At 68.8% G+C, this 22,822-nt stretch carries 21 protein-coding genes, 1 pseudogene and 1 riboswitch; of the genes and pseudogenes, 14 read left to right on the top strand and 8 right to left on the bottom strand.

What is annotated here, in order from left to right; all coding sequences use genetic code 11:
* Nucleotides 1–95: 95 nt before the first annotated feature.
* Nucleotides 96–1,721 (bottom strand): peptide chain release factor 3, encoded by a 1,626-nt coding sequence (locus IDM45_RS16795; protein WP_209423861.1) that lies wholly within the window; start codon nucleotides 1,719–1,721, stop codon nucleotides 96–98.
* A 173-nt stretch (nucleotides 1,722–1,894) separates the two neighbouring features.
* A riboswitch (S-adenosyl-L-homocysteine riboswitch) is annotated at nucleotides 1,895–2,007 on the top strand.
* An 82-nt stretch (nucleotides 2,008–2,089) separates the two neighbouring features.
* On the opposite strand from IDM45_RS16795, the gene ahcY reads away from it, so the two are divergent.
* The 5 genes from ahcY to IDM45_RS17835 all read left to right on the top strand — a co-directional run bounded on the left by ahcY (nucleotide 2,090) and on the right by IDM45_RS17835 (nucleotide 6,523).
* Nucleotides 2,090–3,535 carry an adenosylhomocysteinase gene (ahcY, locus tag IDM45_RS16800; protein ID WP_209423862.1) on the top strand — a complete coding sequence of 482 codons (1,446 nt, stop codon included), beginning with the start codon at nucleotides 2,090–2,092 and terminating at the stop codon, nucleotides 3,533–3,535.
* A 245-nt stretch (nucleotides 3,536–3,780) separates the two neighbouring features.
* Nucleotides 3,781–4,785, top strand: a complete 1,005-nt coding sequence (locus IDM45_RS16805) for a TlyA family RNA methyltransferase (protein WP_209423863.1) — start codon at nucleotides 3,781–3,783, stop codon at nucleotides 4,783–4,785.
* Nucleotides 4,782–5,648 (top strand): methylenetetrahydrofolate reductase [NAD(P)H], encoded by an 867-nt coding sequence (gene metF, locus IDM45_RS16810; RefSeq protein WP_209423864.1) that lies wholly within the window; start codon nucleotides 4,782–4,784, stop codon nucleotides 5,646–5,648. Before IDM45_RS16805 ends, metF begins: the two co-directional genes overlap by 4 nt.
* Nucleotides 5,649–5,705: 57 nt before the next feature.
* Entirely contained in the window at nucleotides 5,706–6,308 is a 603-nt protein-coding gene (locus tag IDM45_RS16815) for a septal ring lytic transglycosylase RlpA family protein (RefSeq protein WP_233457519.1), read from the top strand.
* On the top strand, nucleotides 6,305–6,523 hold the full coding sequence (locus IDM45_RS17835) for a hypothetical protein (protein ID WP_233457520.1): 219 nt from the start codon (nucleotides 6,305–6,307) through the stop codon (nucleotides 6,521–6,523). Before IDM45_RS16815 ends, IDM45_RS17835 begins: the two co-directional genes overlap by 4 nt.
* A gap of 31 nt (nucleotides 6,524–6,554) precedes the next feature.
* On the opposite strand, the gene IDM45_RS16820 is transcribed toward IDM45_RS17835, so the two are convergent.
* Nucleotides 6,555–7,439: a 23S rRNA (adenine(2030)-N(6))-methyltransferase RlmJ gene (locus IDM45_RS16820; RefSeq protein WP_209423865.1), complete on the bottom strand. Its 885-nt coding sequence runs from the start codon at nucleotides 7,437–7,439 to the stop codon at nucleotides 6,555–6,557.
* 203 nt (nucleotides 7,440–7,642) lie between these two features.
* Here IDM45_RS16820 and rplM point away from each other — a divergent pair, with 203 nt between their 5' ends.
* From rplM to erpA, 3 genes and pseudogenes are all read left to right on the top strand, one after another.
* Nucleotides 7,643–8,074 (top strand): 50S ribosomal protein L13, encoded by a 432-nt coding sequence (gene rplM / locus IDM45_RS16825; protein ID WP_209423866.1) that lies wholly within the window; start codon nucleotides 7,643–7,645, stop codon nucleotides 8,072–8,074.
* 9 nt (nucleotides 8,075–8,083) lie between these two features.
* Nucleotides 8,084–8,476 carry a 30S ribosomal protein S9 gene (gene rpsI / locus IDM45_RS16830; protein ID WP_209423867.1) on the top strand — a complete coding sequence of 131 codons (393 nt, stop codon included), beginning with the start codon at nucleotides 8,084–8,086 and terminating at the stop codon, nucleotides 8,474–8,476.
* Nucleotides 8,477–8,676: 200 nt separating this feature from the next.
* Nucleotides 8,677–9,050: pseudogene (gene erpA, locus IDM45_RS16835) on the top strand (iron-sulfur cluster insertion protein ErpA).
* 254 nt (nucleotides 9,051–9,304) lie between these two features.
* Here erpA and IDM45_RS16840 read toward each other — a convergent pair.
* Together IDM45_RS16840 and IDM45_RS16845 are read right to left on the bottom strand one after the other, a co-directional pair.
* Nucleotides 9,305–10,453: an anhydro-N-acetylmuramic acid kinase gene (locus IDM45_RS16840; protein ID WP_209423868.1), complete on the bottom strand. Its 1,149-nt coding sequence runs from the start codon at nucleotides 10,451–10,453 to the stop codon at nucleotides 9,305–9,307.
* 22 nt (nucleotides 10,454–10,475) lie between these two features.
* Entirely contained in the window at nucleotides 10,476–11,843 is a 1,368-nt protein-coding gene (locus IDM45_RS16845; protein ID WP_209423869.1) for a M23 family metallopeptidase, read from the bottom strand.
* Between the two features lie 218 nt (nucleotides 11,844–12,061).
* Here IDM45_RS16845 and tyrS point away from each other — a divergent pair, with 218 nt between their 5' ends.
* Nucleotides 12,062–13,294, top strand: coding sequence for a tyrosine--tRNA ligase (gene tyrS, locus IDM45_RS16850; RefSeq protein ID WP_209423870.1), 1,233 nt, complete (start codon nucleotides 12,062–12,064; stop codon nucleotides 13,292–13,294).
* A gap of 22 nt (nucleotides 13,295–13,316) precedes the next feature.
* Here tyrS and IDM45_RS16855 read toward each other — a convergent pair whose 3' ends face one another.
* The gene (locus tag IDM45_RS16855) at nucleotides 13,317–13,796 is read right to left on the bottom strand and encodes a bacteriohemerythrin (RefSeq protein WP_209423871.1); all 480 of its coding nucleotides are present in this window, start codon (nucleotides 13,794–13,796) and stop codon (nucleotides 13,317–13,319) included.
* Between the two features lie 290 nt (nucleotides 13,797–14,086).
* Between IDM45_RS16855 and glmU the strand changes: the two genes are divergently transcribed.
* From glmU to IDM45_RS16875, 4 genes are all read left to right on the top strand, one after another.
* Nucleotides 14,087–15,529, top strand: a complete 1,443-nt coding sequence (glmU, locus tag IDM45_RS16860) for a bifunctional UDP-N-acetylglucosamine diphosphorylase/glucosamine-1-phosphate N-acetyltransferase GlmU (protein WP_209423872.1) — start codon at nucleotides 14,087–14,089, stop codon at nucleotides 15,527–15,529.
* The gene (locus IDM45_RS16865; protein ID WP_209423873.1) at nucleotides 15,526–16,368 is read left to right on the top strand and encodes a sensor histidine kinase; all 843 of its coding nucleotides are present in this window, start codon (nucleotides 15,526–15,528) and stop codon (nucleotides 16,366–16,368) included. Before glmU ends, IDM45_RS16865 begins: the two co-directional genes overlap by 4 nt.
* 81 nt (nucleotides 16,369–16,449) lie before the next feature.
* On the top strand, nucleotides 16,450–17,337 hold the full coding sequence (locus IDM45_RS16870; RefSeq protein WP_209423874.1) for a CAP domain-containing protein: 888 nt from the start codon (nucleotides 16,450–16,452) through the stop codon (nucleotides 17,335–17,337).
* Entirely contained in the window at nucleotides 17,220–18,566 is a 1,347-nt protein-coding gene (locus IDM45_RS16875) for a hypothetical protein (protein WP_209423875.1), read from the top strand. The genes IDM45_RS16870 and IDM45_RS16875 overlap by 118 nt, the downstream gene beginning before the upstream one ends.
* 70 nt (nucleotides 18,567–18,636) lie before the next feature.
* Here the strand turns inward: IDM45_RS16875 and IDM45_RS16880 are convergent, their stop codons facing one another.
* The 3 genes from IDM45_RS16880 to IDM45_RS16890 all read right to left on the bottom strand — a co-directional run bounded on the left by IDM45_RS16880 (nucleotide 18,637) and on the right by IDM45_RS16890 (nucleotide 20,660).
* Nucleotides 18,637–18,984, bottom strand: coding sequence for a chaperone modulator CbpM (locus tag IDM45_RS16880; RefSeq protein ID WP_408631656.1), 348 nt, complete (start codon nucleotides 18,982–18,984; stop codon nucleotides 18,637–18,639).
* 2 nt (nucleotides 18,985–18,986) lie between these two features.
* Nucleotides 18,987–19,961 carry a DnaJ C-terminal domain-containing protein gene (locus IDM45_RS16885; RefSeq protein ID WP_209423877.1) on the bottom strand — a complete coding sequence of 325 codons (975 nt, stop codon included), beginning with the start codon at nucleotides 19,959–19,961 and terminating at the stop codon, nucleotides 18,987–18,989.
* Between the two features lie 198 nt (nucleotides 19,962–20,159).
* Nucleotides 20,160–20,660: an Lrp/AsnC family transcriptional regulator gene (locus tag IDM45_RS16890; RefSeq protein WP_209423878.1), complete on the bottom strand. Its 501-nt coding sequence runs from the start codon at nucleotides 20,658–20,660 to the stop codon at nucleotides 20,160–20,162.
* Nucleotides 20,661–20,794: 134 nt separating this feature from the next.
* Here IDM45_RS16890 and glmS point away from each other — a divergent pair, with 134 nt between their 5' ends.
* On the top strand, nucleotides 20,795–22,720 hold the full coding sequence (gene glmS, locus IDM45_RS16895) for a glutamine--fructose-6-phosphate transaminase (isomerizing) (protein WP_209423879.1): 1,926 nt from the start codon (nucleotides 20,795–20,797) through the stop codon (nucleotides 22,718–22,720).
* Nucleotides 22,721–22,822 lie beyond the last annotated feature (102 nt).

Below are 22,822 nucleotides of genomic sequence, written 5' to 3' on the forward strand. Positions count from 1 at the left end.
GTATGCCGGCAAGACCGGCAACAGGAAACCACGCGCAACACATGCAACACATGCAAGCGCGGCTGGGGTGTATGGATGTGCCTGCCTCCCCTCGCTCACACCCCCTGCAACGCCAACCCCGCATGTTCGCGCAGCGGATGAAAGTGGATCTTCGGAAACCGCTCCTGCGCCAGCCGCACGTCATACGGCGAGGTACACAGAAACGCCAGCGTATCCGCGGCGTCGTGCGCCAGGCGCAGCGGGTAGGCGTTCTCGAACTCGCGCAATTGCTGGGGCGTGTCGGCGGTGATCCAGCGCGCGCCGGTGTACTGGCAGCCCTCCAGCCGGATATCGCAGTCGTACTCGGTCTTCAGGCGGTGCTGCACCACCTCGAACTGCAGCTGCCCGACGGCGCCCAGCAGCATGTTGCCGCCGGCGTCGGGCTTGAAGACCTGGATGGCCCCTTCCTCGCCCAGCTCCATCAGGCCTTGCTGCAACTGCTTGGAGCGCAGCGGGTTCTTCAGCACCACGGTCATGAACAGCTCGGGGGCAAAAAACGGCAGGCCGGTGAACTGCAGCGCCGGCCCGTCGGTGATGGAGTCGCCCAGCTGCACGCCGCCGTGGATGGTGAAGCCGATGATGTCGCCCGCATAGGCCTCCTCCACCGCCTCGCGGCGCTGGCTCATGAAGGTGACGACGCTGGTCGGGCGCAGCTCCTTGCCGGTGCGCTGCACGCGCATCTTCATGCCCGGCGTGTAGCGGCCCGAGGCCACGCGCACGAAGGCGATGCGGTCGCGGTGGTTGGCGTCCATGTTGGCCTGCACCTTGAAGACCACCCCGGCAAAACCCTTGTCCTCGGGATGCACGAGCCGCTCCTCGCGCTGGCGGTTGACTTCGGCGTAGGCGATGCGTGGGCCAGGCGGTGGCGACATGTCCACCACCGCGTTGAGCACCTCCATGACCCCGAAATTGTTCACGCCCGAGCCGAAGAATACCGGCGTCAACTTGGCCGCCAGGAACTGCTCGTGGCTCCACTCGGTCGAGGCGCCCACGGCCAGCTCCATGCTCTCCATGGCGTCGTCGAAAGTCTTGCCGAAGCGCGCGCGCAGCGTATCGACCTCGGACAGCGCGATGACCTCGAAGTCCTCCGGACGCTTATCGCTGCCGGCCTGGAACACCGTCATGCTCTGCGTGCGCAGATCGATGATGCCGCCGAAGCTCTTGCCCTGGCCCACCGGCCAGGTCATGGGGCAGCAGGGCATGCCCAGCTCGCGCTCCACCTCGTCGAGGATGTCCAGCGGGTCGCGCACTTCGCGATCCATCTTGTTGACGAAGGTGATGATGGGAGTGTCCCGCTGGCGGCAGACCTCGATCAGGCGGCGCGTCTGCGTCTCCACGCCGTTGGCCGCGTCGATCACCATCAGGGCGGAATCGACGGCGGTGAGCACGCGGTAGGTGTCCTCGGAGAAGTCCTTGTGGCCCGGCGTGTCCAGCAGGTTGATGACGTGCTCGCGCCAGCTCATCTGCATCACGCTGGATGCCACCGAGATGCCGCGCTGCTTTTCGATCTCCATCCAGTCGGACGTGGCGTGGCGGCTGGCCTTGCGGCCCTTGACGGCGCCGGCGATCTGGATGGCGCCGGAGAACAGCAGCAGCTTTTCCGTCAGCGTGGTCTTGCCCGCGTCGGGGTGGGAGATGATGGCGAAGGTGCGGCGGCGCCGCGTCTCGGAAGCGTAGGACACAGTGGGGCAACAGGCGGTGGCGCTGGCGCGTGCATGGCTTGGATGGCGCAGCGCATGGGGAAGGGAGGGGCGCAGTGCAGGGCCGCGCGCGGCTGCCTGGCACGCACGGCGCCGCAAGGGCGCGATTCTACGGCGCGGCGCCAGCACAAGGCTTGCCCGGTATAATCGCGCGCTTTTCCGAGGAGCGTTGCAGCGCCCCCGACAGCAGCGGGGCGTGAGGCTCGGAAACGATCGGTATCAAGGCATCGATATCCAGCATCGACACCCGCAACGACGCTCACCCACGCCCGGCCTGTGTGGTGAGCTTTGCTCCCCCTTCTTTCTGCGCGTGGTTCTTTCTTGCACAAACCTGGTTTGAAGGACAACTCATGAGCGCAGTTCTCAAAGACACCCCTGCCGCAGCACCCGCCGACAGCGCCATCGCCGACATCACCCTTGCCGCCTGGGGCCGCAAGGAAATCGCCATCGCCGAAACCGAAATGCCCGGCCTGATGGCCATTCGCGAGGAATACGCTGCGCAGCAGCCGCTCAAGGGCGCGCGCATCACCGGCAGCCTGCACATGACCATCCAGACCGCCGTGCTGATCGAGACGCTGCAGGCGCTCGGCGCCACGGTGCGCTGGGCCTCGTGCAACATCTTCTCCACGCAGGATCACGCCGCCGCCGCCATCGCCGCCGGCGGCACGCCGGTGTTCGCCATCAAGGGCGAGTCGCTGGAGGACTATTGGGACTACACGCACCGCATCTTCGATTTCGGCCCCAAAGGCAGCGAGGGCGAAGGCCCGAACATGATCCTGGACGACGGCGGCGACGCCACGCTGCTCATGCACCTGGGCAAGCGGGCCGAGCAAGACCCGTCGCTGGTAGCGGGCAACGGCGCCAGCGAGGAAGAGCGCATCCTGTACGCCTCCATCCGCGCCAAGCTCGCCGAAGACCCCACCTGGTACTCGCGCAAGAGCGCCCAGATCATGGGGGTGACCGAGGAAACCACCACGGGAGTGCATCGCCTCAATGAGATGTCGGCCAAGGGCACGCTGCTGTTTCGCGCCATCAACGTCAACGACTCGGTCACCAAGAGCAAGTTCGACAACCTGTACGGCTGCCGCGAATCGCTGGTGGACGGCATCAAGCGCGCCACCGACGTGATGATCGCCGGCAAGGTGGCCGTCGTGGCCGGCTATGGCGACGTGGGCAAGGGCTCGGCGCAGGCGCTGCGCGCGCTGTCGGCGCAGGTCTGGGTGACCGAGATCGACCCCATCAACGCCCTGCAGGCGGCGATGGAAGGCTACCGCGTGGTGACCATGGAATATGCCGCGCCACTAGCCGACATCTTCGTGACCACCACCGGCAACAAGGACGTGATCCGCCACGAGCACATGGCTGCCATGAAGGATCAGGCCATCGTGTGCAACATCGGCCACTTCGACAACGAGATCGAGGTCGCCTCGCTGGAGCGCTACCAGTGGGAGGAGATCAAGCCGCAGGTCGATCACATCATCTTCCCGGACGGCAAGCGCATCATCCTGCTGGCCAAGGGCCGCCTGGTGAACCTGGGCTGCGCCACCGGCCACCCCAGCTACGTCATGAGCAGTTCGTTCGCCAACCAGACGCTGGCGCAGATCGAGCTGTTCACGCGCCCCGATGCGTATGAGGTGGGCAAGGTCTATGTGCTGCCCAAGCTGCTCGACGAGAAGGTCGCGCGGCTGCAGCTGTCCAAGCTGGGCGCCATGCTGACCGAGCTGACCGACGAGCAGGCCGCCTATATCGGTGTGGACAAGGCCGGGCCGTACAAGGCCGATACCTACCGCTATTGAGCGGCCCGCCAGAGCCAGCCGGCCCCCATCCCAACCTTCCCCCAGGGGGGAAGGAGCGGGGAGGTGGCTGTGCCTCGGGTCTTGCTCCCTCCCCCTGCAGGGAGAGGGTTGGGGTGGGGGCCAGCGCCGCCCGCCTCACGACATGGCCCACCACAACCAGCCAAGCCTCATAAAAATGATAGCTGTCATCGCTTGTCTGACAAGGCTTTCAGCCCGATTTGACCCATAAAAAAGGATTTTGCGCCATGCGCGCTGACGTATTTCTGGTGGAGGGCGGCCACGCCACCACCCGCTCGCAGGCCCAGCGCCTGATCGCTGCCGGCGTGCAATGGCGCCTGGCCGACACCATGCCCTGGACGCGCGTGGCCAAGAACGGCGACGACATCCCCGCCGGCGCCCAGGTGCAGCTACTCGACGCCGCCGAGGCCAGATACCTCTCGCGCGGCGGCCTCAAGCTCGAAGGCGCGCTGGCCGCCAGCGGCATCGACCCGACCGGCCTGCGCTGCCTGGATGTCGGCCAGAGCACGGGCGGCTTCACCGACTGCCTGCTGGCGCATGGTGCGGCGCAGGTCATCGGCGTCGATGTCGGCCAGGGCCAGGCGCACGAGCGCCTGCAGGGCGACGTGCGCGTGATCGTGGTCGAAGGCGTCAACGCCCGCCACCTGACGCCCGAGGCGCTGCAGGAGGCCTGCGAGGAAGCCCTGTGCGAGCGCATCGAGGCCGAACCCGAGGACAACGAGACCCAGCCCCAGGCCCCCTATGCCTGGATGCGCAACGGCGGCCTGATCGACGACGATTACGACGACAGCGGCGACGCCAAGGAGCATGAGATCGAAGTCTTCAAGGCCGAGCGCGCCGCCCGGGACAAGGCACGCGCTACCGGCGCGATTGCCACCGTGCGCCAGCGCCGCGCCGGGCGCGAGCAGGTGGACACCACGCCGGCCTTCGATCTCATTGTGGGCGACCTGTCCTTCATCTCGCTCACCCTGGTGCTGCCGGCGCTGGCCCCGCTGCTGCGCCCCGGCGGGCGGCTGCTGGCGCTGGTCAAGCCGCAGTTCGAGCTGCAGCCCGGCCAGGTCGGCAAGGGCGGCATCGTGCGCGATGCCGGTCTGTACGCCGAGGTCGAGCAGCGCATCCGCAGCGCCTGCGCCGACGCCGGTCTGCAGGTGCAGGCCTGGCTGGACAGCCCGATCGTCGGCGGCGACGGCAACCGCGAATTCTTCATCCACGCATCCAGGAGCGCCGCATGAGCGACACGGCCACGCAGACCCCTGCCAGCAACTCTGTCAGGACTCCCGTCAGCTTCGAGTTCTTCCCGCCCAAGACGCAAGAGGGCGCCGTCCGGCTGCGCGCCGTGCGCCAGCAGCTGTACGCCCGCGCGCCGCAGTTCTGCTCGGTGACCTATGGGGCCGGCGGCTCGACCCAGGAGGGCACCTTTGCCGCCGTGCGCGAGATCCTGGCCGAAGGGATGGACGCGGCATCGCACTTTTCCTGCATCGGCGCCACGCGCCAGAGCGTGCGCGCGCAACTGGCCGAGCTCAAGGCCATGGGCGTGCGCCGCCTGGTGGCCCTGCGCGGCGACCTGCCCAGCGGCTATGGCATGGGCGGCGAATTCCACTACGCCAGCGATCTGGTGGCCTTCATCCGCGCCGAGACCGGGCGCGACTTCCATATCGAAGTGGCGGCCTACCCGGAAATCCACCCCCAGGCGCGCAGCCCGCAGGCTGACTTGCAGGCCTTCGCCACCAAGGTGCGCGCCGGCGCCGATTCGGCCATCACGCAGTATTTCTTCAACGCCGATGCCTATGCGCGCTTTGTCGATGACGTGCGCGCGCTGGGCCTGGACGTGCCCGTCGTGCCGGGCATCATGCCCATCCTGGGCGCCACGCAACTGATGCGCTTTTCCGATGCCTGCGGCGCCGAGATCCCGCGCTGGATCCGCCTGCGCCTGCAGGCCTACGGCGACGACACGGCCAGCATCCGCGCCTTCGGCCTGGACGTGGTGGCGCGCCTGTGCGAGCAACTGCGGGCCGCCGGCGCACCGGGCCTGCACTTCTACACCATGAACCAAAGCGCTGCCACGCTGGCGCTGTGCGAGCGGCTGGGGCTGTAGGGCAGGCAGCCCCGCCGCCTCCCGCGCCTTCCGGCATGGCCGTTACAGTGCGGCCCCATGCCCATGACCCTCCAGCAACCCCCGAGGCGCCCAGGCGCGCGCTGGCTGCGGGCGGCCAGCGCTGCTGCTGTCATTGCCGCCGCACTGGTCGGCTGCGCCCTGCCTGAAGCGCCCCCGGCGCCCCCCGCTGCCGTGCAGGAGGCCCAGGACGCACAGGGCGTGCCGGGCGCCCAGGAGGGCGCAGCCCCTGCCGAAGCGCCGACTGCCACGGTCGAACCCACGCCCGTGCCCCTGCTGTCCCCACAAGCCCAGGCCGCTGCCGAGCCGGCCCTGCGCCTCAAGCCCGAGCGCAGTCCATTCGACAGTGCCGGCCCCCCGGCCCTGCGCCTGCCCGAGCCGGTGGAGCCGCCCGAATTGCTGGCCAGCGGCACGGCCTCCTGGTATGCCGACAGCCTGCATGGTCGGCGCACCGCCAATGGCGAGCGCTACGACCGGGACGAATTCACGGCAGCGCACCGCAGCCTGCCCTTTGGCACGCGGCTGTGCGTGCGCAGCCTGGTCAACGGCAACGTCGTCACCGTGCGCGTCAACGACCGGGGCCATTTGCGCCGGGGCGCATCATCGACCTCAGCCGCGCCGCCGCCGAGGAGCTGGGCATGATGGGCCTAGGCATCAAGCCGGTCGAGCTGTGGCGCCTGGCCGACGCCGACGACACCTGCCCGGACAGCCTGGATCAGCCCATCGAAGGCGCCGGCCTGGGGCTGGATGCCGAGGCCGCCGCCCGGGCGCTGCGCGAACGCCCGGCGGCACGGGCGGTCAAGGCCGGCAAGGCGAACAAGGCGCGCAAGCCAGCGCCGTCGCGCCGCCGCCGCTGAGCAGGAAGGAAGGCGGGAGGTCGGCGCGCCGTCAACCCCCTGCGCTTTCCAACCCCCAGCCGGCGTGCCTGTCCTGCGCCAGCAACTCGGCCAGTTGCGGCAGGGCGGCGCGCAGGGCTGGCTCCAGGGTGTAGGGCGGGTTGACCAGGAACATGCCGCTGGCCGGCAGGCCGGGGCGGCGCTCGCCACCGGCGCCGGCGGCTGCCTTGCCGCCCTTGACGGTCAGCGTCGCGTGCAGCCAGGGCTTGCCGGCCTTGGCTGTCAGCGCCTTGAGCCGGCGCGGCAGTTCGTGCGCCTCGGGACGGGCGATCAGCGGGTACCAGATGGCATAGACGCCGGTCGGAAAGCGTTTGAGCACCTCCTGCAGCAGGGCCGGCACGCGTGCGTAATCGCTCTTGATTTCATAGCTGGGATCGCACAGCAGCAGTGCTCTGCGGGCCGGTGGGGGCAGAAATTTGCGTACCGCCTCGAAGCCGTCCTCGCGCAGCACGGCGACTTGCCGGCCAGCTTCGAGCTGGGCCACGTTGCCCTCCAGCGCGCGCGCGTCGCTGGGGTGCAGCTCGCACAGCTTGAGCCGGTCGTGTGCGCGCAGCAGGCGCTGCGCGATGAAGGGTGAGCCGGGATAGACGCGCGCTGCCGAGCCGCGATTGAAGGCGCGCACGGCGTCGGCGTAGTCCTGCAGGGCCTGGGCCAGCGGCGCGCTGGCGGCCAGGATGCGCGCCACGCCATCGGCACTCTCGGCGCTGGTGCTGGCGTAGTCGCCATCGAGCCGGTACAGGCCGGCGCCGGCGTGGGTGTCGAGCACCAGAAGGGCCGCCTCCTTGTTCAGCAGATGCTGCAAGGTGGCGATGAGCACCGTGTGCTTGAGCACGTCGGCATGGTTGCCTGCATGGAAGGCGTGGCGATAACTGAACATGGCGCGATGGTAAACAGCCCGGGCCTGGCCCGGCGCGGCCCGGGGCCAAGGCAATTTTTGGCGCCGGGCTATAATCGCGGGCTTCGCAGCGTTTTTGCAAGTCCCGCGGCGAAGCTTAGACCCCACCTAAGAGGCTCAAGCCAATAAGAGCACCGACCGTGGAAAAGGACTGCCAAACCCTCTCGCATCGAAAGAGAAGACTCATGTCCACAACAGTCAGCGCCAAGCCCGCTGAGGTCGTGCACGAGTGGTTTGTGATTGACGCCACCGACAAGGTGCTCGGTCGGGTTGCCAGCGAAGTGGCCCACCGTCTGCGCGGCAAGCACAAAGCCATCTACACGCCTCACGTCGACACTGGTGATTTCATCATCATCGTCAACGCCTCCAAGCTCAAGGTCACCGGTACCAAGTCCACGGACAAGATGTACTACCGCCACTCGGGCTTTCCCGGCGGCATCACGGCCACCAACTTCCGCGACCTGCAGGCCAAGCACCCGGGCCGCGCCCTGGAAAAGGCCGTCAAGGGCATGTTGCCCAAGGGCCCCCTGGGCTACGCCATGATCAAGAAGCTCAAGGTCTATGGCGGCGCCGAGCATCCGCACAGCGCCCAGCAGCCCAAGGCACTGGAAATTTAAGGAGCCGAGATGATTGGTGAATGGAACAATGGCACAGGCCGCCGCAAGTCCAGCGTCGCCCGCGTGTTTCTGAAAAAAGGCTCGGGCAAGATCACGGTGAATGGCAAGGACATTCAGCAGTATTTTGGCCGCGAGACCTCCATCATGATCGCCAAGCAGCCGCTGGTGTTGACTGAGAATGTCGAGACCTTCGACATCCAGATCAATGTGCGCGGTGGTGGCGAATCCGGCCAGGCCGGCGCTGCCCGCCACGGCATCACGCGCGCCCTGATCGACTACGACGCCGCCCTCAAGCCCGCCCTGAGCGCCGCCGGCTTCGTGACCCGGGACGCCCGCGAGGTCGAGCGCAAGAAGGTCGGCCTGCACTCCGCACGCCGCGCCAAGCAATTCTCCAAGCGCTGATCCTTCAGCCCTTGTGCAACGCAAAAGAACCGCCGCTTCGGCGGTTTTTTTGTGTCTGCTGCCATCTGCGTATCTTGCCGGCGCGGCATTGCGCCCGCATGTAGCTGCAAAAGCCTTATGCACCCTGGCAGCAAGTTGGCCGCTTCCTGCCGCCTTGCAGGGTTTGTCTTAACATCGCCCGCTATCCTGAAGGAGCCCTCATGAGCGCCGTTGCCGAAACCACCATGACCGAAATGCCCGCCCCATCCTCTTCACCGAAAGTGCCGCCAACAAGGTGGCCGAGCTGATCGCCGAGGAGGGCAACCCTGACCTGAAGTTGCGCGTGTTCGTGCAGGGCGGCGGCTGCTCGGGCTTCCAGTACGGCTTCACCTTCGACGAGATCACCAACGACGACGACACCACCATGACCAAGAATGGCGTGTCGCTGCTGATCGATGCCATGAGCTTCCAGTACCTGGTCGGCGCGGAGATCGACTACAAGGAAGACCTGCAGGGCGCGCAGTTTGTCATCAAGAACCCCAACGCCGAGACCACCTGCGGCTGCGGCTCCAGCTTCTCGCCGACCGAGCACTGATCGAGCGGCTGCTGACTGCGCCGCTCCGGCCTGCAACCGCCTTCGGGCGGTTTCTTTTTGGGCCGTGCGCAGCCGTGGCTGGCCGCGCCCTCAGAGCGTGTTTACGATCTCCGCGCGCAGGGGCGCGGGTGCGGATCGGGATGGGTTGCCAGGCGCAAACCGCAGCGATAGCCCGTGCTATCGCGAGGATTTGCAACGCCGCAGACCGCCCGAGGCCGCGCTCGCGCACCCGCGCGGGGATCGTAAACACGCTCTCAGGCCGGGTGGATGGCGCCCAGGATGCGCGGGCCGCGCGCGCCGGTCACGGCGGGCAGGTTGCCGGGCAGGCCGGCCAGGCACTGGTGCGCCAGCCAGGCAAAGGCGGCGGCCTCGACCTGCAGCGGCGCCAAGCCGTGGACGTCGGATGTCTGCACGGCCAATTGCGGCAGCAGCGCCTGCAGCCGCTGCATGAGGTGCCCGTTCAGCGCGCCGCCGCCGCAGACGATCAGCAGCGTGCAATCGGGCGCGTGGCGCTGCAGGTGCCGGGCGCTGGCCTGCGCGGTGAACTCGGCCAAGGTAGCCTGCACGTCCCGCGCCGGCCCCTGCCGGCAGCCGCTGGCGGACAGCGCGGCCTGCAGCCAGACGTCGTGGAACAGGTCGCGCCCGGTGCTCTTGGGCGGCGCGGCGGCCAGAAATGGCTCCTGCAGCATGACCTGCAGCAGCGCGGGCAGAACGTTGCCCCCGCGTGCCCAGGCGCCGGCGGCGTCATAGGGCTGGCCGGTATGGCGCGCGCACCACAGGTCGAGCAGCACATTGGCCGGCCCGCAATCGAAGCCCAGCACGCTGCCATCGCCCGCCAGCAGGCTCAGGTTGGCGATGCCGCCCAGGTTCAGCACGGCCACGCTGCGCCCGGGCTGGCCGAACATCTGCCGGTGGAAGGCCGGCACCAGCGGCGCGCCCTGGCCGCCGGCGGCCACGTCGCGGCTGCGCAGGTCGGCCACCACGGTGATGCCGCTGCGCTCGGCCAGCAGGGCGGGGTTGAGCAGTTGCAGGGTGTAGCCGCTGCCGTCGTGCAGCTGTGGCTGATGGCGCACGGTCTGGCCGTGGGCGCCGATGGCGCGCACCGCACCCGCCGGCAGGCCGGCAGCGGCCAGCAGGGCCTGCACCACGTCGGCGTAGGTGCGCGCCAGGGCATTGGCCGCCAGGGCGGCGCGGTGCAGCTCGTCGCTGCCGCCAGGGGTGTTCAGGGCCAGCAGCTGTGCTCTTGTTTCAGGAGCTAGCGGCGCTGACTGGTAGCCGCTTACAGCGCATTTTGACGTGGAAATCTCGGCCAGCACGCCGTCCACGCCGTCCAGCGAGGTGCCGGACATCAGACCGATGTACCAGCCCGCTGCGCTGTCCCGGTCGTTGCCGGCACCGGGCATCACGCTATGGCCAGCCCGATGGTCACTCGGCGCTGGCCTGCTGCACCAGCGTGGCCGATGACAGCAGCACGCGCATGTTGTCGGCCAGCGCATCGAAGCTCTTGCGCGAGGCTGCCGAGACCGGTTGCGCCGCCTCGCTTTGGCGGGCGATGGCCATGGGATCCTGGTGCTGGCCGTTGACCCGGAACTCGAAGTGCAGGTGCGGCCCGGTGGCCCAGCCGGTGGCGCCCACGGCGCCGATGGTGTCGCCCTGACCGACCCGCTGGCCCTTTTGCACGTCGATGCGGCTCAGGTGGGCATAGACCGTGACGTGCTGGTTCTGGTGCTTGACATAGACCACATTGCCGTAGCCGTTTTGCACGCCGGCGAAGTCCACCACGCCATCGCCCACGGTGCGCACCGGGGTGCCGCTGGGCGCTGCCATGTCGGTGCCCAGGTGGGCGCGCCAGGTTTTCTGGACGGGGTGCATCCGCATGGCAAAGCCGCTGGAGATGCGGGTATAGGCTACGGGCGAGGTCAGGTAGGCGCGGCCCATGCTCTGGCCGTCCAGCGTGTAGTAGGCGCCCTTGGCGGCCTGCGGCTCCTGGAACCACAGGGCGTTGAAGGTCTTGCCATTGTTGTGGAACTCGGCGCTCAGCACCCGGCCGGTGCGCAGCGGCTCACCATCGGCTTCCAGGGTTTCATAGACCACGGAAAAACGGTCTTCCTTCCTCAGCGAACGGCGAAAGTCGATGTTGCTGGAGAAGATCTCGGCGATCTGCACGGCCACGGTGTCGGGGATGGCGGCGGCGTCGGTGGCGGCGAACAGCGAGGAGCGGATCACCCCGCCGGCCAGTCGGGTGCCCACGGTCAGCGGGGCGTTTTCCAGGCGGGCGGCGAAGCTGCCATCGGCGCTGCGCTCGACCACCAGGCGCTTGAAGTTGGCGGAATCATCGAGCGCCCAGCGCGCCACCAGGCGCTGCAGCCGGTGGTCGTCAGTGGCCTCCAGCGTCAGCGCACGGCCGGCGCGGCCCAGCAGGTTCTGGCGCACCAGGTCGTTGCTGCGCAAAAAGGCCGAGGCCGCCGGGTCGGCCACGCCCAGGCGCTCCAGCATGGCTTCCGCCGTGTCGGCGTGGCGCGAGACATCCGAGCGGTACAGCGAAAAGCCCGGGTTGCTGTCCAGCAGGCTGGCCAGGCTCACGTCGCCGGCCAGCGATTCGACGCTTTCCTGCACGGTGCTGACCGGCAGGTCGGCAGCATCCGGGCCCAGCGAGGCCACGGCAAAAGCTCCGCCGCCACCTGTGAGCAGGACGGCGGCGATGGCGGCGGTGATGCGTTTGGGGTGCTGCTGGAGGGTCTGTGCGACTTGGTTGGCGAGGGCCACGCAGGCGGCGGTCAGGTTGCTTTTCAACAAAAGTCTTACCCCAGGCTGGTGGTGTCTGCGGGCCTGTGGAGGAGTCGCGGCGCCGTGGCAACGGTGCGGGGCGGCTCAGGCGGGAGACACGGCAAATACGGACAGCGGCTGAAGGCGCAAAGGCCGGACAAGTGGGCGGGCCACTAGAATCCACCGCAGCAAAAGTGCCGGCAAGTATAGTCGGTCGTGTCCTGCAGACACCCCTGGAAACCCTTATGAATCAAGCAGCCGTTACAACTTTCCTGCCCGATGCCGCTGTCAGCCAAGCGCTCGAAGTGTCGCTGCGCGGCGTCGATGAATTGCTGCCGCAAGACGAGTGGGCGAAGAAGCTGGCGCGCTCGCAGGCCACGGGGCAGCCGCTGCGCATCAAGCTGGGCCTGGATCCCACGGCGCCCGACATCCACCTGGGCCACACCGTGGTACTCAACAAGATGCGCCAGCTGCAGGATCTGGGCCACCAGGTCATCTTTCTGATTGGCGACTTCACCAGCCTGATCGGCGACCCGTCCGGGCGCAACAGCACGCGCCCGCCGCTGACCCCCGAGCAGATCAAGCTCAATGCCGAGACCTACTACACCCAGGCGGCCAAGGTGCTCGATCCAGCGCGCACCGAGATCCGCTACAACAGCGAGTGGAGCGACAGACTGGGCGCACGCGGCATGATCGAGCTGGCCGCCCGCTACACCGTGGCGCGCATGATGGAGCGAAACGATTTTCATCAGCGCTTCACCGACGGCAGCTCCATCAGCCTGCATGAATTTCTGTATCCGCTCTTGCAGGGCTACGACTCGGTGGCGCTCAAGGCCGACCTGGAGCTGGGCGGCACGGATCAAAAGTTCAACCTGCTCATGGGCCGGCATCTGCAGCAGGAATACGGCCAGGAGCCGCAGTGCGTGCTGACCATGCCGCTGCTGGTCGGCCTGGACGGGGTGGACAAGATGTCCAAGTCCAAGGGCAACTACATCGGCATCACCGAGGACGCCAACACCATGTTCGCCAAGGTGCTATCGATCTCGGACACGCTGATGTGGGACTGGTACACGCTGCTGTCGTTCAGGAGCCTGGCCGAGATCGCCGCCCTGCGCGCCGAAGTCGAGGGCGGGCGCAACCCCAAGGATGCCAAGGTCATGCTGGCGCGCGAGATCACGACGCGCTTTCACAGCGCGGTCGCCGCCGATGCAGCCGAGCTGGATTTTCACAACCGCAGCCGTGGTGGCATCCCGGATGACATCCCCGAGGTGGCGCTGTCCGGCGCGCCCCTGGGCATAGGCGCGCTGCTCAAGCAGGCGGGCCTGGCGCCGTCCACCAGCGAAGCCAGCCGGCTGATCGACGGCGGCGGCGTGCGCGTCGATGGCGGCACGGTCAGCGACCGGGGCCTGAGGCTGCAGGCCGGCAGCTACGTGGTGCAGGTCGGCAAGCGCAAGTTCGCGCGCGTACACCTGGCTTGAGGGGCAGGGCGGCGGCAGGATATCAGGCAGCCTGCAGTGCGGCCTCGCCCCGAGCCTCCTCCCTGCGGCTTTGCTGTTGCTCCTGGCGCGCGCTCTGTGCTTGCAGCGCGGCGCGCAGGGCGGGCAGATAGGCCCGATCCACCTTGCAGATGTGGTGGATCAGCCAGGCCTTGAGAAAGTCCAGCGCCTCCAGCGTGACTTCCTGGCCCTCGTCGAAGCGCATCAGCAAGTCCATGGCCCGCCGGGTGAAGCCATCGTGCTCGGCCTTGTGGGCGGCTGTTTCGCTGTAGCTGTGCTCCTCGAACAGCACTTCCTCGACGATGAAATGGTTGTGCGTGTAGTCCACCAGGCCCTCCAGCACCTCGCCGATGCGCGCGCGGCTGGGGGCGCTGCTGCTGAGTTCGTCATGCAGCGCATTGGTCAGGTTGACCAGCTGGCGGTGCTGCTGGTCGATCAGGGGCAAGCCGAGTTCGAGCTGTGCTGTCCAGGGCATGAAGGTCATGGGTATGTCTCCATCAGGGTTTTTGCCTGCAGGATGCGCACCCCGGACGCGGCCCATGCCAGGGTTGTCCCGTGGTCGTGATCGGTCTTTGATCTGGATCAGAGGGCAGACAGGCGCCAGGCACGCGCCGCACACGGCTATGCTTGCCGCCAGGCTGGCTGGGCGCCGGCTCCTGCTGCCAGCTTGTAGTTTTGCATGAAAATCGGCTCAAACCCTTGCCAGGCAAGCGCCAGCAGCTATCAAATTAGATTCCCGAGGCCGCACTCCTGGCCTTTTTGCAGACCGACCCAATGACCTCTCCCCTGGACATCATCATCATGGCCGCAGGCCGTGGCACGCGCATGAAAAGCCGCCTGCCCAAGGTGCTGCAGCGCCTGGCTGGCCGGCCCCTGCTGCACCATGTGCTGGATCAGGCGGCGCAATTGGCGCCGCGCCGGGTGGTCGTAGTGACCGGCCACGGCGCTACAGAAGTGGAAGCTGCCTGCGCTGACTGGACAAGGGCTGGAGCCGGATTTGACCTGAAAACCGCACGCCAGGAGCCGCAGCTGGGCACAGGCCACGCCGTGCAGCAGGCGCTGCCGGCGCTGGCCGGCGACGGCACGGTGCTGGTGCTCTCGGGCGACGTGCCGCTGACCCGGGCCGACACGCTGGCCGCGCTGCTGGCCGCCGCCCGGCCCGAGCGCCTGGCCCTGCTCAGCGTGAGCCTGCCCGATCCGACCGGCTATGGCCGCATCGTGCGCGGCGCGGGCGATGCCGTGCAGCGCATCGTCGAGCACAAGGACGCCAGCGATGCGCAGCGCGCCATCACCGAGATCTACAGCGGCATCATGGCCGTGCCGGCGCGCTGGCTGGCGCCCTGGCTGGCGCGGCTGTCCAACGGCAACGCCCAGGGCGAGTACTACCTGACCGATATCGTGGCCCAGGCCGTGCAGGAGGGGGTGGCGGTGGTCGCACACCGCATCCAGGACGCGCTGCAGGTCGAGGGCGTGAACAGCCCGGCGCAACTGGCGCAGCTGGAGCGCGCGCACCAGCAGCGCCAGGCGCAGGCCCTGATGGAGCAGGGCGTGCGCCTGCTCGATCCGGCGCGCTTCGATCTGCGCCAGGACGCGCGCAGCGGCACGCGCGGCGAGCTGGTCTGCGGGCAGGACGTGGAAATCGACGTTGGCTGCATCTTCATGGGCCGGGTGGAGGTCGGCGCCGGCGCGCGCATCGGTGCCTATTGCCACATCGCCAACGCCCGCATCGAGGCCGGCGCCGTCATCCATCCCTACACGCACATCGACGGCGAGGCCGCCGGCGTGCAGGTCGGCGCGGGCGCGCTGGTCGGGCCGTTTGCCCGGCTGCGCCCGGGCACGCAGCTGGGGCGCGATGTCCACATCGGCAACTTCGTCGAGGTCAAGAATGCGCAACTGGCCGACGGCGCCAAGGCCAACCACCTGGCCTATCTGGGCGACGCCAGCGTGGGCGCGCGCGTCAACTACGGCGCCGGCAGCATCACCGCCAATTACGACGGTGCCCACAAGCACCGCACGGTGATCGAGGCCGATGTCCACGTGGGCAGCAACTGCGTGCTGGTGGCGCCGCTGACCCTGGGCGCTGGCGGCACGGTGGCGGGCGGCTCCACCATCACCAAGGACACGCCTGCCGGCGCCCTGAGCGTGGCGCGTGGGCGCCAGGTGAGCATCACCAACTGGAAAAGGCCGAGCAAGACGCCACCGCAGTCGCAGCCATGAGCGCGGGGGACTTTCCTGAGCCTGGACAGTCCCGGCCCGGGGCCGGGCCCGCGCAGGGTCACCCGGCTGAGGCGGCGGGCGGAGCAGCCGGCGAACTGGCCCGACTGCGCCAGCACAACGCCGAACTGCTGGCCGCGCAGCAGGCCTTCATGGCGCGCGTGGTGCATGACCTGCGCGCGCCGCTGCGCCATGTGACCTCCTACGGCGTCCTGGTGCGCGAGTTGCTGGACGAATTGCGCGGCGAGCTGCCCCAGGCGCCGCAACAGGTGGCCGAGGCGCTGGACTGCATGGCCACCATGGAGCGCTCGGCGCGGCGCATGGCCGCCATGCTCGATGCCCTGCGTGCGCTGCACGAGGCGGCCACGGCCCCGCTGCAGCCGCAGCCCGTGGACACCACCCGCCTGGTGGCGCAGGTGCAGGCGCAGTTGAGCGAGCGCGCTGCGGATCGCGCAGTGTGCTGGCAGGTGCAGCCGGCCATGCCCTGGCTGCTGGCCGATCCGGCCCTGCTGCGCAGCGCCTTGGTGCAACTGCTGGACAACGCCCTGAAATTCACCCGGGGGCGTGACCCGGCGCACATCGCCATACAGGCCGGCGCCCTGAACGGCCGGGTACGCCTTAGCATCGAGGATGACGGCGCAGGCTTCGATCCGCAGCGCGCGCAGCAGCTGTTCGGCCTGTTCGAGCGCCTGCACCGCGAGGCCGAATTCGAAGGCCTGGGCACGGGGCTGGCGCTGTGCCGCGAGATCGCCCGCCGCCACGCGGCAGACATCCGCATCAGCGCCGCAGCGGGCCAGGGCTGCCGGGTCGAGCTGGACTGGCCGGCAGCCCCGCCTGCCTGACACTGGCCGGGCGCCGGCCTGCTTGGTTTTTCCGGCTTTCGTTCATACATCTTCCTGGTGCGGAATTTTTCGATGACTCCCTTGTTTCGACCTGAACCGGCTGTGCTGGCACCGCTGCTGCTGGCGTTGTGGGGCGCGGGTGGCCTGGCCACGGCCCAGCCCGCCGATGCGGCGCCAGGCGGCGCCCGGACTATTTTGGTCGGCCCCCAGGCGCCCACGGCGCCGACGGTGCAGCAGACCGAGCGCCTGCAGCGCCAGGCCGCGCCGCGCGCCCGCTTCCTGGGCGAGGCGGCCCCGGGCTATGCCGTCAACACCCACGACCGCGAGGCCGTGCGGCTGTTCTATGCCTCGGTGTTCGCATCCTCGCAGGGCGTGTCCAGCGGCTGGACGGGCAGCGTGACGCGCTGCGACCCGGGCAGCACCAGCGTGGCTTACCAGCAGGCCACGCAGCGGCGCATCAACTGGTTCCGCGCCATGGCCGGGGTGCCGGCGGCGGTGGTGCTGGACGAGGGCTTCAGCCGCAAGGCGCAGCAGACCGCGCTGATGATGTCGGCGCAAAGGCAGCTCAGCCACTTCCCCGACGCCTCCTGGGCCTGTTACAGCCCCGAGGGTGCCGAGGGCGCGGCCAACTCCAACCTGGGCCTGGGCTCGGCCGGCGCGCAGGCGGTAGCCGCCGGCTACATGCAAGATTTTGGCGACAGCAACGCCCCCTGGGCCATCGCCGCTGGGTGCTGTACCCGCAAACGCGCGTCATGGGCGTGGGCGACGCCGCCCCGGAAGGGCAGGAGGGTGCCACGCCGGCCAACGCCCTGTGGGTGTTTGACGCGCATTTGCGCGACCCACGCCCTGCCGTGCGCGATGACTTCGTGGCCTGGCCGCCGCCGGGCTATGCGCCCTGGACGCAGGTCTATCCGCGCTGGTCGCTGTCCTACCCGAACGCCGACTTCTCCCAGGCCACGGTGCGCATGACGGAAAACGGCCAGCAGATCGCCACCCGGCTGGAGCCGGTGAGCAATGGCTTCGGTGAAAACACCCTGGCCTGGCTGCCCGGCAGCTACCGCGACGGCATGAGCTGGGCCAGGCCGGCGCAGGACACCGTCTATGCCGTGCAGGTGGACAACGTGCTGGTCGGCGGCCAGCCGCGCAGCTTCAGCTACCAAGTCACGGTGTTCGACCCGGCGGTCGGCGTGCCACTGGCTACGCCGCAAGGCCCGGCAGCGCTGGCGGCGGGGCAGGCAGCCGAGTACGCCCTGGCGCCCACGGTGGCCGGCGCCGATCTGCAGTGGCGGGCCGTCAGCCTGGCCGATCCGGCCATCCTGCGCGAGGACGTCGAGGCCGACTCCGCGGCCTGGCTGGCCGACACATCACCCGGCTATGCGGTCGTGACCGGCGATGACAAGGCCAGTGGTGCGCGCTCCTTCCACTTGGCCCATCCGGCCTGGCGCGACCAGGTGCTGCAGTGGCGCGAGCTGCTGGTGCCCGACAGCTCCGCGCAGCTGAGCTTCTCCAGCCGGCTGGGCCTGGCCACCACCTCCCAGCTGGCGCTGGTCGAGGTCTCGCAGGACGAGGGCCTGACCTGGCAGGAAATCTACCGCCAGGCCGGGCAGGGGCCGAACCAGTGGGAACGCGGCTTTTCGCGTCGCACCATCCCGCTGGCCGCCTATGCCGATCGCACCATCCAGGTGCGCTGGCGCTATGCGGTCGAGGGCAGCGCGGGCTTTTACCCGCAGACCGAAGCCGGCATCGGCTGGTACATCGACGACATCGAGCTGACCGGCACCCGGCAGGTGCTGGGCGCGACGCCGCCGGCACCGGCCCCGGCGGGCCGCTTCCAGTTCGGCGCTGGTGCTGGCGACAGCGTGTTGCTGCAGGGCCGCCAGGGCTTGTACGGCCACTATGCCGAGTGGAGCCAGGCGCTGCGCGTGCAGGTGTCGGGCAGCGCCCTGTCGCCGCAGGACGCGCAGGCCGAGTGCGTCATGAACTGGGCCGAGCGCACCGTGCCCGAGCTGCTGGCGCCGCCGACCTTCACGCGCACCGATGTGCCTGGCCAGCGCTACCGCCTCTATGCCAGTGGCGGCGGCAGCATCCTGAGCTTCAGCCAGGCCGATGCCCAACTGCGCTTCCAGGGCGTGCCCGGGGCTGCCTGGGGCGATCTGGGCCCCCTGACCGACTGGACGCAACTGGCGGGCTGCCGTTGAAGCGCGCGGCTTCTGAAGCCGGGGCCGGTGCAGGTTGTCTGCTGCTGGCCCGCCTTTCAGGGTCGGGCGTTCAGGGCTGACGGGCCTCCTGCAGCCCGCTCTGCCCGGCCTGCAGCTGGCGCAGGCGCTGGCGCAGCTGCGTCACCTCCTCGATCAGGTCTGCCGTCAGGCCGGCCAGTTGCGGATCGGCATCGAAGGTGGATTCCAGCCGCGCCAGGCGCCGGGCGCGCACTACGCAGGTGCTGCTGAACAGCCAGCGGCCCTGGGTCTGCTCACCCTGGATCAGGCCGGCTTCCAGACGTTCGACCACCCAGGCCGGGGGCACGCAACAGGCCCGGGCCAGCTCCTCCAGGGACAGGCGCATGTGCTCGTCGAGCAGCTCGGCCAGGGTGTTGTCGAGAAATTTGTGCGCTGCCATGTTCATGCTCCTTGCGTGCTGCGCGGGTTGAAGGCGGGATAGGCGCGGGCCAGATCGCGCCAGGCCTGTTGCTGCGCCTCGGTGCTGGCTGCCGGCAGCACCACCTGCAGCTCCAGATACAGATCGCCCGGCGTCGCCGCCGGAATGCCGCGCTCTTTCAGGCGCAGCTTGCGCCCCGGCTTCCAGCGCGCCGGCACGGTCACCTCCACGGTCTGGCCGCCGGGCGTGGTGACTTCGATCGGCCCGCCCAGCTCGGCCTCCCAGGGCGCGACCGGCACGTTCTGATAGACGTCGCGATCCTCGGCACGCCAGCGCGCGTCGGGCCGGAATTGCACCTCCAGGAACAAGTCGCCCGCCGGCGCGCCGCCCAGGCCAGGCGCGCCCTGGCCGGCCAGGCGGATCAGCTGGCCCTCGCGCACGCCCTTGGGGATGGTGACCTGCAACTGGCGCTCCTGGTTGACCAGCCGGCCCTGCGCGTCCAGGTGCGCGCCGCGCAGGCTCAGGGTGCGCTCGGCGCCGTGGTAGGCGTCGGGCAGCTCCAGCTCGATGCGCGCGTGATGGTCGCTGCCGCGCTGCTCGCGCGGGCCGCTGCCACCCGCCGGCCCGGCATGGCGGGCGCGCTGCGCGCGACCAAACAGCTCCTCGAAGAAATCGCTGAACTGCGCGCCATCCATGCCCTCGGCGCCACCCGGCGCGCCAGTGAACTCGAAGCCCGCATCCCAGTTGGGCGGTGGCCGAAAGCCCTGACCGGCGCCATGCGGCGCAGCCCGGCCCAGCTGGTCGTAGGCCGCGCGCTTTTCCGGGTCGGACAGGACGGTGTTGGCCTCGTTGACCTCGGCCATGCGGGCGGCGGCGTCCGCTTCCTTGCTCACGTCGGGGTGGTATTTGCGTGCCAGCTTGCGATAGGCCTTCTTGATGTCGTCAGCCGTCGCGTCCCGGGCTACGCCCAGGGTCTTGTAGTAGTCCTTGAACTCCATGCGTCCTCCATGCTGGGCCGACCGCAGGCGCGTCGCCCACGGCTGATGGTCGCCAATGTAGCCAGATGCAGCCGCTACGGCTGTAGGTCAAGGGGCGGCCCTGACAGGCGATTGGGCGTGGCTCCACGCACCACGTACAACCCCCAACCCCCAACCTCCAACCCAACAGAGTGCTTGAACTCCCGGATTGATAGCTGCTCACGCTTGCTGGACAAGGGAAATCGGCTGTTTTGTCTCGAATTTTGCGCGCCTGGTGGCAAAGAAGGTGCGCACGTTGCGGACGTTGGCATCCTGGGTGAACAGACGCTGGGTGAGCAGCAGCCACTGCGGCATGTCGGCCACCTGGGCCAGCAGCACGAAGTCCGGCCCGGGCGAGACGCGCCAGCATTGCTGCACCGCGTCCTCGGCCACGGCGCGCGCCTCGAAGGCGTCCAGGTGCTCGGCGCCCTGGCGATCCAGCGAGACCTCGGCAATCGCCGTCAGCCCGTGGCCCTGCACGGCGGCCAGGCGCTCGGGCTGGACGATGGCCACCTGGCGCTCGATCAGGCCGCTGCCCAGCAGCCGGCGCACGCGGCGCAGGCAGGTGGCCGGGGAGATGCCCAGCCGCTCGGCCAGCGCCTGGTTGCTCAGCGAGGCATCGCGCTGCAACTGGTCGAGCAGGCGCAGATCCAGCAGATCAGTGGTGAATTCAAATTCCATTTACGGATGATATGAGATGGAAAATTTCACTAGCAGCGCGCGATCGAGAAATCGGGCAAAACCAGCGGCAAAAAGAATTTTTCTTTCACCAGACGCCCTCTAGCATTCACAACTCATCGAATCGGAGAGTGTTCATGTGCGGCATCGTCGGCGCTGTTTCGCAGCGCAACATCGTTCCCATCCTGGTGCAGGGCCTGCAGCGGCTGGAGTACCGGGGCTATGACTCCTGCGGCGTGGCCGTGCAGGGCGGCAGTCTGCCCGATGCAGTTGGGGGCGCTGGCGGCGGCCTGGTGCGTGCGCGCAGCACGGCGCGCGTGGCCGAGCTGATGGCGCAGGTCGAGCAGACCGGGCTGCAGGCCGGCACCGGCATCGCCCACACGCGCTGGGCCACGCACGGCGCGCCGCAAGTCCACAACGCGCACCCGCACTTCAGTCATGGCCCGGGCGTGGCCCCGGTGGCCGAGGCCGAGCGCCCGGGCCGCGTCGCGCTGGTACACAACGGCATCATCGAGAACCACGAGGCCCTGCGCACCGAACTGGAGCAGCGCGGCTACGTCTTTGCCAGCCAGACCGACACCGAGGTCATCGCCCATCTGGTGGACAGCCTCTACGACGGCGATCTGTTCGCTGCCGTGCGCGCGGCGGTGGCGCGGCTTGCCGGCGCCTTTGCCATTGCCGTGCTGCACCGCGACGAGCCGCAGCGCGTGGTCGGCGCACGCGCCGGCTCGCCGCTGGTGCTGGGCATCGGCCAGGCCGAGGGCGCGGGCGCTGCCGAGCACTTCCTGGCCAGCGACGCCATGGCGCTGGCCGGCGTCACCGACCAGATCGTCTATCTGGAGGAGGGCGATCTGGTCGATCTGCAGCTGGGCCGCTATTGGATCTTTGGCGCCGATGGCCAGCAGGCGCTGGACGCGGCTGCGCGCCCGGTGCGCACCGTGCTGGCGCACAGCGGCGCGGCGGAGCTGGGGCCGTACCGGCACTACATGCAAAAGGAAATCTTCGAGCAGCCGCGCGCCCTGGCCGACACGCTGGACGGCATTCAGGCCATCGTGCCCGAGCTGTTCGATGGCGCGCAGACGGCGGCCTGGCGCGTCTTCAAGGACATCGACCGGGTGCTGATCCTGGCCTGCGGCACCAGCTACTACAGTGGCCTGGTGGCGCGCTACTGGCTGGAGGACATCGCCGCCATCCCCACGCAGGTCGAAGTCGCCAGCGAATACCGCTACCGCGCCAGTGTCCCCGATGCGCGCACGCTGGTGGTGACCATCAGCCAATCGGGCGAGACGGCGGACACCCTGGCGGCGCTGCGCCACGCGCAAAAGCTGGGGATGCGACGCACGCTCACCGTGTGCAACGTGGCCACCAGCGCCATGGTGCGCGAGTGCGAGCTGGCCTACATCACCCGCGCCGGCGTCGAAGTCGGCGTGGCCTCGACCAAGGCCTTCACGACGCAGCTGGCCGGGCTGTTTTTGCTGACCCTGGCGCTGGCGCAGTCGCGCGGCCGGCTGAATGAGCAGCAGGAGGCGCAGCACCTGCAGGCCCTGCGCCATCTGCCCGTGGCGCTGCAGGCCGTGCTGGCGCTGGAGCCGCTGCTCATCAGCTGGGCGGCGGACTTTGCGCGCAAGGAAAACGCGCTGTTCCTGGGCCGGGGCCTGCACTACCCGATTGCGCTGGAGGGCGCGCTCAAGCTCAAGGAGATCAGCTACATCCATGCCGAGGCCTACCCGGCGGGCGAACTCAAGCATGGCCCGCTGGCGCTGGTCACCGACCAGATGCCGGTGGTGACCGTGGCGCCCAACGACCAGTTGCTGGAAAAGCTCAAGAGCAACATCCAGGAAGTGCGCGCGCGCGGCGGCGTGCTGTACGTGCTGGCCGACGCCGACACGCGCATCGCCAGCAGCGAGGGCATCCACGTCATCCGGATGCCCGAGCACTACGGCGTGCTGTCGCCGCTCTTGCACGTCGTGCCGCTGCAATTGCTGGCGTACCACACGGCCTGCGCGCGCGGGACGGATGTGGACAAACCGCGCAACCTGGCCAAGAGCGTGACGGTCGAATGACCGGCGCGCGCTCGCTGCCGCCTTGCACCAACTCGGCTTCATCGACAAGCGCAAGATGCGCAAATATGACGTGCTCTGTCTGGAGCCTGTGCCGTTCTACGT

The organism is Melaminivora jejuensis (assembly GCF_017811175.1).
Taxonomy (GTDB): Bacteria; Pseudomonadota; Gammaproteobacteria; order Burkholderiales; family Burkholderiaceae_C; genus Melaminivora; species Melaminivora jejuensis.